Genomic DNA, 12,690 nt, shown 5'->3' on the forward strand with positions numbered 1-12,690 from the left:
GTCATGACCGCCGTCCCGCGGCGGGCGGAGTGGGCGATGGCACCATCAACTCAAACCGCTCGCCTGAATCCGGCAGCCGAACGCCTCTTTCGACAAGCCACGCACGCCAGGCTTCGCCATCAGCGCCATCAGGTTCAACCTGCTGAAGTCGAGGCAGAGCAGCTGCCGCTTCGATCAGCTCGCCGGCAGCCACCGTCAAAGAGCGGCCTGAGCGGGCTTCTGTAAATGCGAACGAGACCCTTTTGCCGGCAGTCAGCCGCCATAGCACCACCTGCCACCAGGACAACGTCCATGGCTCCACGACCTCGATAGTTGCTGCCTCCGGATCTTGTGGCCGCATGAGCCAGCGTCGGTCCGCGAGATAGGTCTGTGCAGCGATCGGATAGGTCCGGCCGGCCGCCTTCCAGGCAACGTGGAATGGCTYGATACCGGCAAGCGCAGCCTGCCGCTCCCCAGGCGCGAGCGCCTGCCAAACCTTGAGCGACTTGGAGGCATCAGACATGGCTCGATCAGGCCAYAAAGCGAAGAACGTCTCGAATGCGACAGCGCATGCTTGGCGCGCATGGCCTGSRTTGAGCGGGTTGCGCTCGRAAAAACTGCTCGCAGTTCGCGCACGCTCTTTTTCAGWTATTGATGCTTCTTCTTGACTATTGGGGTGACACCAAGTGTCGCACGCCCTGGTCGCAGATGTCGTACTCTCATTGGTGGAGTACGACACCATGGGGTCGTACTGGGCYGGTTGAAGCGCCCGCTGATCGACAACTTGGCGCTCTGCGCTCCACGCAGGGCTTTCGGTGAACCTGTCCCAGCCATCCCGCAGCAGGCGGTCAAGGACTTCCAGATCGAAAATATATTCGGTCGCCCGAGGGCCCCGACCGCCCTGTCKGACGCATTGTATGATCCTCTTCCCGCGCAGCTCTGCGAGGATCCTCTGTGCTTGCCGGGACGAGCACTGTGCAGCCTTGGCGATGACCGCCACAGATGGGAATATCCTGCGTCCGTCAGGCGAGGCGTGCTTAGCGAGCTTGAGCAACACCAGCTTGATCGTGCGGGAGGGAATATCCGCCTCGAGGATGCGGTCAGTGAGGAGCACGCTCATCGCTTGCTCCTCAAATCGGCATGGGTCCGCGCCYTGGGCGCGAGCGACCAAGGCACAGCAGGGATCGGCCCCGGCATGGGCTTTATTCCTTCGTGAAAAAAGGGTGCAGAAAGGCGCTCCGCCCGAAGATCAGGCAGAGGTCGATTGCTGATCGCGGGACCAGCTGAGGCCACACATTAGGRAGCTGACYTTGGATCTGTTCGGCGAAGCCACAGCTGCCTCGCCGGAAGCGCCGAGACTCGCGGACGCTTTCAGCCTCTCGTCTTACGCCACGCAAAAACCCGCTGGCCGAAGACAGCGGGTAAACACGAAAGTGACCGGCCAGCTCGAGCCGGCGTGATCCTAAAAAATATCTCGCTGCGCATCAGCGCTACCGCGAGGTGGAGATACTCAAGATTGTTTTGTTTTCTTTCCGCCTAGCGAAAAAGCGAGGGCCAAGAAAAAAAACTCCGTATGAGAATGGACCCGGTGCAGGGGTGCGGAGGCCCCATCACTTTTGACCGCCCCCCTCGATACATTTTTGGCTCGGGCGACCCGCAAGATTGCGGATAACCTCTGATATCCCCGTAGTTTCGATACAATTGCGACAGGCGACAACGGCGCACTGCTTAGATATCAAAGCGCGTTTCCCGCCGATGACTGGATGCGCCAAACTCCAGGCATAGCTTCGCACAAGGCCGCTGTTTCAGCGACGCGGGCTTGCGAGATTCAAGCCGCCGAGGCGACGATCACACTGACCAAGCTCATCCGTGTTTCCACAATCCACTGTTTGAATCATTGGTCCACTGCCATTTCCGGATTGTATCCCTCGCCCGCCAGTTGCTAACAAGTATTTAGCTTCTGCGACGCGCCAGAATCGGACATCAGCTCAACGCCGACAAGCGGACATCAGGAAATGCGTTGTTGAGCTCAACGAAGCAGCAAGTTCGAGGAGCCTGCCTTCACGTGAGGTAAAGCCCGCATCTGGCCGTTCCGCGGCCCCTGCAGAGGTGGTTGGGCTAAAATCACTTCATTGCTGCGCCACATCGCTAGGCCGCCTCCCAGACCTGGTTCAGAATTCGAGCGGCCAGCGCAGCCTTGTCTTGTGGGAGGAAACGTCCGTAGTGGTTCTGCACCATCTCGGGGGTGTCCTGGATCGCGTAGCTCGCCTGTTCATAGGACCCGGTCTGTTTCAGGATGTGGGTCGCCAGCACGTCGCGGACATTGTGCGGCCCATGCGGCAGCAGGCCCGGGATCGCGCCTCGCCCGGTGAACGGATTGTAGATGCCGTAACGCTGGATCGTCAGCCGCCATGCCTCGTAGAACGTGGTCTGGTCGTAAGCCGCATCCGAGCTCGTCCGCTTGACCGTCTTCACGAAAAAGGTACCGGGGTCTTCGGCGCCGGCCAGCAGCACGCGGCGGTAGCGCGAGACATAGGCTTCGATGTGTTCGTAGAGCCCGCCGAGATTCGGCAGGACCAGCCGAAACGGCTTGCTGCCGAAGTAGGAAGACGTCGCGTTCTTGAAGGCGACGGAGGGGATCAGGACCTCCCAGCCGCCGTCCCGGTCGCTCCAGCGCAGCTCGCCTCGCTTGAGGTCCTCAAGCTGACGTTCGGAGAGAGGGATCTGACCCCGCGGGCAAACCAGGAGCTGGCGAAGATTCTTCTGTCGAAGCCCAAGATGCAGGCCGAACCGGAGCATCAGGAAGGAGCGCGCCGCTTCCGCGGCCTGGCGCGGATAGCGAGTCGTATCAGGCATTCGGGCGAGGATCTCTTCGGTGATCTTGCGATACTCCCCCACCGGGCTTTCGGCTTCGAGGATCGGCATGATCGGCTCAAACGGGTCGCGGTGGACGCGGGCGACACGCTGGATCTCCTTTACGCGCCCAGTCGCGTGCTTGAAGAAGGCGTCGCAGGCCCCGTGCCAATCGGCCTTGGCCTGCTCTATCTCCACTGACGAGACCAGTCCCGGGATCGGCTGAACACGGTGGACCAGTTGACCATGCTGCCGAAGCCAGCCCGTCTCCTGCCGCGTGACGGCGAGCGCGATGCGAAGCATATCGATCTCCCAGGCGGTATAGAAGCCGCGCTTCCGCTCCCGCCACTGGACATACCAGTCCCAGACGCCGGGAAAGACGAGCAGGCCCAGCGTCAGGTGCTGCAGCGGGACGCCGTAGCCACGTACTGGACCTTTCGGCGAAGCCGCCAGCGCTCCCAACATGAGGCCGAGGTGCTCGATCTTCTGGGAGGTCGTCTCCTCACCCCAGACGCCATTCCGCTGCAAGCCGAATGCAGTCAGCGTCGAGGTTTTGAAGCGGACGAGGCTCGCCATCTCCATCGTGAGCTGCGGCGGCGCTTCTATGACGCCGGATCGGAGGTCCGGATCCGTCTCCGGCATGCCCTCGTCCGCGACGTGACCGTGATCCATGCTTTGCGCCGGTTCCGATTGCCCATACGCGACGCCCGGAAAGCGAATGGCATATCGGTGTTTTGAGGCGGCGGCCTGGTACCGGCGATAGTCGGTCGCGCCGCTCAGGATCACGCGCCGAACCCATTCGACGATGCGCTCGCGTTCGGCTCGGGGCAGCGCGTAGAAGTTGTCCGGCAGATGCCAGGCGAGCCGCTGCCGTTCCGCGCGTCCAATACCCTTCGGCTCATGGCCTCGGACCGCACGCGCCCGATGCGGCAGCTTGGCTTTGAAGTATCTCGTAGGGAGCCGATAACGGCGCTCGATGCGGCCCAGCATCTCCATGCTGGCGACACTTATTGGAGCTCGCGTTCCCTTCACCCAGCTTCGCAACGTCTGCCGATCGAAGGTCTCACCATCGCGGACGATCGCGCGATGCAGATGCCAATAGCTATCGCCGTGGCGTTCCATGTGAAGCGCGAGCGCCTCGCGGAACGTCGGCGGATCCTGCCATTGCAGCGCCTTTGGCTGCGGAAACTCGTCGATCTGTTGCGGCTTCGCGCCCCGCTTCGATCCATTACCGGCGAGGGCAGAAGAAGACGTGGGTCGGGCGGCCGTATGCGCACTAGGGATTGACGGAGCAGCAGTAGCTTTCGGTCGACCGCATTGCGCGGCAATGACGCGGTTCGCCGCTTTCGGGGATGCGTCCGCGCGCCTTAGTGGGACCAACGCCTTGCCGAGTTCGGCATCCTGGGCACGAACGATAGCGTCGAGCGCGGGCCGGATTTCCTCCTTGGCTGCGACCAGGTTTGAATAGCTTATCTCGGTGTTCGCGGCGATCTCCCGCCACGAGTAGCCGGTGGAATGCAGGGGCGGGCATTCGTGACGGACGATCAGATCGATGAGGTAGGCTTCGAGACGGTCGGTATCCGACCCTAGCAAGGATGAAAGACGCCTGCGGCAGAAAGCGGCGATACGGTCGGCGAAGGTGCGCGGGCTTCGATCGATAGGCATAGGCGGTAGGCTGATCGATAGGACTGAAGAGAGCGCGCTTTTACCTGATTCTTTCGCCTTGTCATGACGCAAGCGAAGAGTGCCGACGCCTCGAATGAGCTATCTCTCCTCCACGGCGCAGCGCCTCACCGCTTTGCTTCTCTCAAGCGCTCTGCGCCACTTCCTGACCTTGGAGTTCCGCCACAAACCAGACGCTCAGGCTTGAACATCATTCCTCCAACGAGCGCCCTCAACCCCTCATGGACTGGTCAGTGCCCTTGGTGTTCGGCTGAAGTGCCTCGGCTGCTACCCCTCGCACCGCCTGCGTGAGCCGATCGAGCAGCTGCGCCGCTAGCCTGGTGCGCTGCCAGTACAGCGTCACGCCGATCCGCTTAAGCGGCGGGAGCTCAACCAGCCGCCCCTCGGCGATCAAGGGTATTGCGAGCATGACCGGCGCCATCGACCATCCCAGGCCCGCCAGCGTCATGTCGAGCATTCCCTGCGTGGATGGTGTCCAATGGGTCGGTGGCGTGATGGTCGTGCCCCATGCCTCCTGTGCCCAGCGGAACTGAAGGCCATCGCGACGGTCGAAACGCAGCATCGGCGCCCGCTGCAGGCTCTGCCCGTCGACACCCCTTGAAAAGTGGCGAGCCGCAAATCCTGCAGCGGCAACTGCGACGTATTCGATTTGCCCAAGGGGATGGATCTTGCAGCCGACGACAGGGGTAGGGTCTGCTGTCACCGCCGCCAAGACATCGCCCGTCCGCAGCCGTTCGGCGGTATGTGCCTCGTCGTCGAGGACGAGATCGAGCAGACCTCCCGTCTCGTCTGCAAATGTCGCCGCCGCCTTGGGGAACCAGGTGCTGACGCTGTCAGCGTTCACGGCCACCCGAAGCGTAGTGGGCCCGGCCGCCCGTGTCGTCAGGCCCGGCAGGGTGTCGATGACCTCGCTTTCGAGCAACCGGACCTGTTCGACATGAGCGCATAATCTGGCGCCGATCTCGGTTGGACGGCATGGCGATCCGCGCACCAGCAGGATAGCGCCGAGACGGTCTTCAAGCCCTTTGATACGCTGCGACACCGCAGATGGCGTCACGCCCAATCCGACTGCTGCTTTTTCGAAGCTGCCCTCGCGCGCGACGGCGGCAACAGCAGCCAGGGAGAGGTAGTCCAGCATTAGCCTGCCTAATCCACACTTAAGAAATTGAGTTAGACTACACAGCCGATCACCCGCATCAAGCTGTCATGACCAGCACTTTCCTTCCTGCCTTCGCCAAGGGTTTTGCCCTGTCGCTCGGGCTTATCGCCGCCATCGGCGCCCAGAACATGTTCGTGCTCCGGCAGGGGCTCAGGCGCGAGCATGTCTGGCCGATCGTGATCTTCTGTGCGGCGGCGGATGCCTCGCTGATCGTCGCAGGAGTCAACGGCCTGGGCAGCGCGCTCGCGCTCGTGCCGGGGCTGGAAACGGCCCTCAGCCTGGCTGGGGCAGCGTTCCTGGCCTGGTACAGCGTCTCGGCGCTGCGGCGGTCAGCCCAGGCATCCGCCATAGTCGTCGACCGGCAGGCCGGCATGACGCTCGGCGCCGCGCTTGCGGGCACGGCGGCCTTCACCTTCCTGAATCCGCATGTCTACATCGACACCGTTCTGCTGATGGGCGCGGTAGGGACGAGCCTACCCTCTGACGAGCGGACGCCCTTCATCATTGGCGCAGCAAGCGCCAGTTTTGCCTGGTTCGCCTCGCTGGGCTTTGGCGCGGGCTTCCTGGCTCCGCTCTTCGCCCGCCCGCTTGCCTGGCGCATTCTCGATCTGGCGATCGGCGTCCTGATGTTGGCGCTGGCGACAAGCCTGCTGCGCGGTGTTCTGGCAAGCTGATCGATGCGTTCTCGCCACCCAACCGAGAGGAACATCCGGACATGACCGACGACGCTTCGATTTTCCGCGGGCTGTCCGCCTTTCCGCTGACGCCGGCCAATGCCGATGGCGTGGTCGATACCGAAGCGTTCGCGATTATGATCGACCGGCTCGCCGCGGCCGGCGTTGATTCGATCGCCGTGCTGGGCAGCACCGGGACCTATGCCTTTCTCGATCGAAGCGAGCGCTCGCGCGCTCTGGCTGCCGCTGTCGAGACGGTCGCGGGCGATGTCCCGCTGATCGCAGGGATCGGCGCCATGCGGACGTCCTGGGTAAAAGAGTTGGCGCGCGATGCCGAACGGCTGGGTGCCGACGGGTTGCTGCTCGCTCCCGTTTCCTACGCGCCGCTGACGCAGGACGAGGTCTTCGCGCATTTCGACGCCACCGCCGCCGCGACGGGTCTACGGATCTGTATCGACAACAATCCGAGCACGACCCATTCGGATTCTCGCCGGAACTGGTGTCGCGCCTCTCGCATGTCGCCACCATCGCGGCGATCAAGATGCCACTTCCCACCGATGGAGATTTCGCAGGCGAGATCGGCCGGCTGCGCTCGTTGTGCCGCGAGGGGTTGATCGTCGGCTATAGCGGCGACTGGGGTGCCGCTCCCGCCCTTCTGGCTGGTGCTGACGCCTGGTACAGCGTAGTCGCAGGCCTCCTGCCAGTGCCGGCACTGCGCCTGACGCGCGCGGCCCTCTCCGGCGACCGCGCGGCCGCCGCCGCGGCCGATGCGGCATTCGGGCCGCTATGGAAGCTGTTTCGAACATACGGCAGCCTGCGCGTCATGTTCCTCATCGCTGACCAGCTCGGGCTGAGGCCCGGGCAGCCGCCCTTGCCGATCCAGGCGCTGGACGGCTCGGTCAGCTTAGCAGTCGCCGAGGCGTTGGAAGCCCTCTCAGGATAGCCATTGGTCGACGTCGCAACGCGCCACGAGCGGACGGCGAAGGCCTGCTAGGGAGCTGACGTTCAGCGGAGCCGTTGCAGATGGAAATCCGCAAGCAAATGCGGGCCTCGATAGCAATATGACAGCTAAGGTTGAGCAGCCATCAGCTAGGCCAATTGCATATTCATCGCAAATGAGCCCAGCATCATCGATGCAGGACGCGATACCACTAGCTTGTCAGGCTTGCGGCCAAGAAAGCGCCTCCAATGTGCCCAAGGCGCCGGCAGCCTTCTGAGCGGTCTACATCCGACACAGCTATCCAGGCTTCACAGGTCTACAACCCCCGTGACCCCGTTACACGAAAGGATTTCCCGACCCGCGCCCGAGATACGCGCGTGAGCGCAGCGATGTCACTAAGTCGCAGCATCGCAATTTCGTCTCGATCATTCAGCTCGACGCGGCTATACGTAACGGAGGGATCGCTTATTTTAGTTTATACTAATTCCATTTTAGTGCGTTTATGGAACTGGATGTTTGATCATGAGGTTCCTGATCGAAGAACGAGGCGGAGCCTGATGACCAGCGAAACCAATCGTGCGAAAATCACCTCCTCGATGGGGATCGTGTCGCTCCGTCGTTTCGCCTTGGCGCTTTCGCTTCTGATGACGACCGCGGCTTTGCTGGTCGCCTTTCCATCGACCGCGCAACAGTCCGCGCCCCCGGCAGATGCCCCCCCTGCCGTCTCGGCGACACCGCCAGGCAGTGCTACTGTGCCCGAACCTCGTCCGCCGCAGTCGTTGCCGGGGGCGGGTGCTTCGGAGCCGGCTCCGCACGACATGTCGCCCTGGTCGATGTTTCTCGGCGCCGACATCGTGGTCAAATTCGTGATGGTGGGACTCGCGATCGCATCCCTGGCAACGTGGACGATCCTGCTCGCTAAAACCTATGAGTTCTCGCAGGCTCAACGCCGCATCAATCGCGCCATACGCCGGTTGACCCAGTCCAGGACACTGGTGGACGCGGACGATCTGTTCGCGACGGGCCGCCAGGATGTCGTCGCGCGGCTCGTCAAGGAATGCGTCGACGAGGTTCGGCTGTCCAGCGGCGTCACAACGGGCGGCGGCATCCGCGACAGGGCGGCGGCGCGCTGCACGGAAGTGGTGCGCGCCGAAGGGCAGAGGCTGCGAATCGGCACCGGCATGCTCGCGACCATCGGATCGACGGCGCCGTTTGTTGGCTTGTTCGGCACCGTCTGGGGCATCATGAACAGCTTCGTCGGCATCGCGAAAGCGCAGACCACGAACCTCGCCGTGGTTGCGCCGGGCATCGCCGAAGCGCTGTTCGCCACGGCTGTCGGCCTTGTGGCAGCGATCCCGGCCGTAATCATCTACAATCACTTTGCGCGGGTGACGAAGAACCATCTGGAGCGGGTCAACCGAGCCTCGGGGATCGCGCTACGGCTCCTGTCACGCGATCTCGACCATGCGCGCCGCGAAGATCCGGCTCCGGCAAGGAACTGAGGCGATGGCCGGCTCTATCTCCGAAAGCGCGTCCGACGACGACGATTTTGCCGAGGCGCACGAGATCAACGTCACGCCTTTCATCGACGTCATGCTCGTGCTGCTGATCATCTTCATGGTGGCCGCACCGCTCTCGACGGTCGACGTGCCGATCGATCTGCCGACGTCCTCGGTTGCGCCTCAGAAGCGGCCTGATAAGCCGACCTACATCACGCTGAAGCCCGATCTCGCGCTGTTCATCGACGAAGCCCCGGTGCGGCGGCTCGATCTGGTGCAGGCGCTTGTCGCGCGCCCCGGCGGCGCGGCAGCCCGCGTCTTCCTGCGCGCCGACCGCATGGTGCCCTATGGCGAGCTGATGGCCGTTCTCGAACTGCTGCAGAAGGGAGGCCTCGCTAAGGTCTCGCTGGTTGCCGCTGAAGGCGTACCGCCCGGGGCAGCTTCACAGGCTGCGCCATGAGGGCGCAGGAGGGGAGCGCGCTTCGATGAAGCTCCGCTGGAACATCTGGTTCGTGTCGGCATCGCTAGCGGCGCTGCTGCATGCTGCCGCTGCGGCCGCTTTCCTGATCGCGAGCCCACCGGAGGCGGCCGACGACGACGGCGCGCCCGGCATCGAGGTCGGGATCGAACTCGCCGCACCGCGCGACGAGCCGACCGACCTGCCGCCGGGGTCGCCCGCCGACGATGCCGCGCCTTCGTCGGCGGCCGCGGCTCAAGAGACCAAGCCGCAGCCCACCGAAAACCTGTCGCAGGAAACGCCGGTCGAGGCCCCTGAACCCGACCGGGTCGTGGCGCCCGAGAAGCCGAAGGAGCAGCCGCCTGAACCCAAGGAGGTTGTCGAGACGCCGGCTCGCGAACGATCCCAGCAGTCCGCGGAATCGCTGCCCTCGGAAGCCGCCGCTGCGCCCAGCGTCGAGACAGCCAAAGAAGCGCCGGTTTCCACTGCGCCAACGCCCGGCAGTGGTGCGAGTGCCCAGCGCATCAAGACCACCTGGCAACGCCAGCTGCTCGGCCATCTCAATCGTAACAAGCGCTATCCCAACGGTGCGGGTCGACGCGAGGCGGAGATCGTCGTAACGTTCACGCTGGACCGTCGCGGCAAGCTGCTCGACGCGAAGGTCGCCCGCAGCTCGGGCGACGCGCGCTTCGACGAGGCGGCGCTCGCCATGCTGCGTCGCGCCGACCCCTTGCCCATGCCGCCGCCGCTCGTCGCAGATAATGGCCTGACCTTCACGCTGCCGGTCAGCTTCACGCTGGGCGGTCGGAGTTAGCCGCCGCCTATCAAAGAGCATCCCTATGTTAGTTTAGATTTGTTAGAAAGAAGAACTATCGTTTGATTACGGATGACCCCTAAGTATCGATTGGATCGATTCTATGATTCCTGTGGTCAATATGTGACAAGCCGACAGGCTCTTCGCTGACGGAGCTAAAAATTGGCTTGTAGGTCTGTCTCTGGATTGACCAACTGGATCACGATGTTACCCCTGGGCGCAATCTCAGGAGAGGTATTGTGGACTTCATTCAGCCTTCGACAGTCAGCAGACGCGTGGCCAAGCGCCGCCATGTGCTGTCTTCGCGTCTCCTTCTTGGCGTCTCCGTCAGCCTTGGCGCGCTGGCGACCGCCGAAGCGCAGGCCCAGCAGAACCTGCCCGCCGTGACGATCGAGGCGCCAGCGGAACAGCGCGCGCGGCCCGTGGTGCGCCGCCAGAACCCGCAGGCCGGTTCGGCAGCGCGCGCACGCGGTGTCGCTCCTATGGCGCGTGCGCCCGTCCAGGTGCAGCAGCCGGTCTCCATGCCGCGGATCGGCAACGCCACCACCCCCTCGGGCCGGTTCGGCGACGTCCAACCGCCTTATGCCGGCGGGCAGGTTGCGCGCGGCGGCTCGCTCGGCATCCTCGGCAGTCGCGACGTGCTCAACACGCCGTTCAGCACCGTCAATTTCACCGAGCAGGTCATTCATGACCAGCAGGCGCGCACCGCGGCCGACACGCTTATCAACGACTCCTCGGTGCGCCTAACATCCGGCTCGAACGGCTTCGACGACACATTCCAGATCCGCGGCTTTCCCGTCCAGGCACAGGATTTGGGCTTCAATGGGCTTTATGGGCTGATTTCGTCCAACCGCGCTGCCGCTCAGTATATCGAGCGCATCGAGCTCCTGAAGGGTCCGGCTGCCTTCATCAACGGCATCCCTCCCGGCGGGACCGTGGGCGGCAGCATCAACATCGTCACCAAGCGCGCGGTCGATACGCCTTTCGTCACGGTCACGCCGACCTTCATCAGCTCGGGCAGCTATGGCGTGAATGTCGACGCCAACCGTCGTTTCGGCGACAACAAGGAATGGGGCGTCCGCGTCAACGGCCTGCTGCGTAACGGCGAGCAGTCGGTCGACAACGGCAACATCAAAACGGCGTTGGGCTCGCTTTCGCTAGACTACCGGAGCGACCGGTTCCGCTGGGCACTCGATGCCATCACCCAGAACGACGACACCAAGAACTATCGCCCCCAGATCAGCTTCCAGCCGACGATTTCCTATATCCCGCGCGTGCCGGATGCACGCGGCAACTGGTATCCGGGAACGAAGCTGAAGCAGCGCGACAACACCGTTGCCACCTATGCCGAATATGACATCACTGACTGGCTCACGGCCTATGGCGGCATTGGCTACCGGTCAGGCAGCAATGACCAGACCTTCCCGGATTCGCGTGTCGCCGGCTTCGTCGGCGGCGCCGATCAGTTCGGCAATTTTCGCCTGATCAATGCGTATTACGATTCATACACGGACACGGTGAGCGGCAATGTCGGGCTGCGGGCAAAGTTCGATACCGGGCCTATCAACCACTCGCTGAACCTGGTCTACACCGGGTATCAGCAGGAGCTTGGCTTCGCCTATCTCGCCAACACGGCGGCCCAGTCACGCCCGTCCAACATTTACAATCCGACGCCGCTGCAGTTCGTGCCGGGCGTGCGGGTCGACCCTACCAAGTCCAACGTCACCACGCTGACGAGTTTCGCCGCGGTCGATACCATGTCGCTCTTCGACGAGCGACTGCAGGTCACTGCCGGCGTGCGCCAGCAGAACGTCAAGCAGCAGGGCTTCAACAACGTTACCGGCGCGCCGACCACGGTCTACGACGCCAACGCCACGACGCCGCTGGCCGCCATCGTGGTCAAGCCCTGGAAGAACGTCTCGGTATACGCCAACTATGCCGAAGGGCTCTCGGCTGGCCAGATCGTCGGCGCAGGCTATGCCAACACCGGCGAGACGCTGGCGCCGTTTAAGTCCGACCAGCAGGAAGTCGGCGTCAAGGTCGACTGGGGCCGGATCACGACCACCGCCGCGCTCTTCCAGATCCATCGCCCGAGCGCGGTCCGCACCGCCGCCAACACGCTCGCCTACGATGGGGAGCAGCGCAATCGCGGGCTCGAGCTCACCGCCTATGGCGAGATCGTGCCCGGCCTGCGAGGCCTGGGCAGCGTCACCTTCCTCAAGCCCGAGCTGACGACGCCGACGAACCCGCTCGAGCGCGGCAATGACGCAGCCGGCGTGCCCGATCTGACCGCCTCTGCAGCGCTGGAATGGGACACGCCGTGGCTGACCGGGCTCAGCGTGAACGGGCGGGTGGTCTACACCTCCGGTTCATACCTGACGACCGCCAACACTGTTAAGTTCTCAGACTGGACCCGCGTCGATCTCGGAGTGCGCTATCAGACGGCGATCTACAACCGGCCCGTCACGCTGCGGTTGGGTGTCGAGAACGTCTTCGACAAGCAATATTTCCTGACCACCGGTACGTTCGTGACAGTCGGAGCGCCGCGCACCTTCGTCGGGTCGGCGTCGGTCACCTTCTGACCGCAGCTACAGGAATGCCAGGGCCGGCGTCCGGTTTCACCGGCCGCTGG

At 63.5% G+C, this 12,690-nt stretch carries 8 protein-coding genes and 2 pseudogenes; 6 read left to right on the forward strand and 4 right to left on the reverse strand.

The genetic code is table 11. From position 1 onward, the window contains the following. Position 1 precedes the first annotated feature (1 nt). The 4 genes and pseudogenes from AC1DR6_RS01320 to AC1DR6_RS01335 form a co-directional block, all read right to left on the reverse strand. Positions 2 to 502: a hypothetical protein gene (locus AC1DR6_RS01320; RefSeq protein WP_476827809.1), complete on the reverse strand. Its 501-nt coding sequence runs from the start codon at positions 500 to 502 to the stop codon at positions 2 to 4. A gap of 405 nt (positions 503 to 907) precedes the next feature. Then, positions 908 to 1,099: pseudogene (locus AC1DR6_RS01325) on the reverse strand (helix-turn-helix domain-containing protein); the annotation flags it as partial. Positions 1,100 to 2,127: 1,028 nt separating this feature from the next. After that, a complete protein-coding gene (locus AC1DR6_RS01330; protein WP_476827784.1) occupies positions 2,128 to 4,497 on the reverse strand; it encodes a hypothetical protein in 2,370 nt (789 codons plus the stop codon). Positions 4,498 to 4,726: 229 nt separating this feature from the next. Further along, the gene (locus AC1DR6_RS01335) at positions 4,727 to 5,653 is read right to left on the reverse strand and encodes a LysR family transcriptional regulator ArgP (protein ID WP_476827377.1); all 927 of its coding nucleotides are present in this window, start codon (positions 5,651 to 5,653) and stop codon (positions 4,727 to 4,729) included. Positions 5,654 to 5,721: 68 nt separating this feature from the next. Here AC1DR6_RS01335 and AC1DR6_RS01340 point away from each other — a divergent pair, with 68 nt between their 5' ends. The 6 genes and pseudogenes from AC1DR6_RS01340 (at position 5,722) to AC1DR6_RS01365 (ending at position 12,640) form a co-directional block, all read left to right on the forward strand. Beyond that, the gene (locus AC1DR6_RS01340) at positions 5,722 to 6,348 is read left to right on the forward strand and encodes a LysE/ArgO family amino acid transporter (protein ID WP_476827378.1); all 627 of its coding nucleotides are present in this window, start codon (positions 5,722 to 5,724) and stop codon (positions 6,346 to 6,348) included. A 41-nt stretch (positions 6,349 to 6,389) separates the two neighbouring features. After that, positions 6,390 to 7,291, forward strand: a pseudogene (locus AC1DR6_RS01345) (dihydrodipicolinate synthase family protein). A gap of 374 nt (positions 7,292 to 7,665) precedes the next feature. Next, the gene (exbB, locus tag AC1DR6_RS01350) at positions 7,666 to 8,790 is read left to right on the forward strand and encodes a tonB-system energizer ExbB (RefSeq protein WP_476827379.1); all 1,125 of its coding nucleotides are present in this window, start codon (positions 7,666 to 7,668) and stop codon (positions 8,788 to 8,790) included. Between the two features lie 4 nt (positions 8,791 to 8,794). After that, complete coding sequence (locus AC1DR6_RS01355) at positions 8,795 to 9,247, forward strand: biopolymer transporter ExbD (RefSeq protein ID WP_476827380.1); 453 nt, start codon at positions 8,795 to 8,797, stop codon at positions 9,245 to 9,247. Positions 9,248 to 9,272: 25 nt separating this feature from the next. After that, the gene (locus AC1DR6_RS01360; RefSeq protein WP_476827381.1) at positions 9,273 to 10,058 is read left to right on the forward strand and encodes an energy transducer TonB family protein; all 786 of its coding nucleotides are present in this window, start codon (positions 9,273 to 9,275) and stop codon (positions 10,056 to 10,058) included. A 239-nt stretch (positions 10,059 to 10,297) separates the two neighbouring features. Further along, a complete protein-coding gene (locus AC1DR6_RS01365) occupies positions 10,298 to 12,640 on the forward strand; it encodes a TonB-dependent receptor (protein WP_476827382.1) in 2,343 nt (780 codons plus the stop codon). The last annotated feature ends 50 nt before the right edge of the window (positions 12,641 to 12,690 follow it).

Source organism: Allobosea sp. P5_A5, assembly GCF_056400625.1.

What these genes read in the sequence shown, in the direction of transcription:
- AC1DR6_RS01330 (WP_476827784.1), bottom strand. Translation starts at nt 4,497, where the DNA reads ATGCCTATCGATCGAAGCCCGCGCACCTTCGCCGACCGTATCGCCGCT.
- AC1DR6_RS01335 (WP_476827377.1), bottom strand. Translation starts at nt 5,653, where the DNA reads ATGCTGGACTACCTCTCCCTGGCTGCTGTTGCCGCCGTCGCGCGCGAG.
- AC1DR6_RS01340 (WP_476827378.1), top strand. Translation starts at nt 5,722, where the DNA reads ATGACCAGCACTTTCCTTCCTGCCTTCGCCAAGGGTTTTGCCCTGTCG.
- AC1DR6_RS01355 (WP_476827380.1), top strand. Translation starts at nt 8,795, where the DNA reads ATGGCCGGCTCTATCTCCGAAAGCGCGTCCGACGACGACGATTTTGCC.
- AC1DR6_RS01360 (WP_476827381.1), top strand. Translation starts at nt 9,273, where the DNA reads ATGAAGCTCCGCTGGAACATCTGGTTCGTGTCGGCATCGCTAGCGGCG.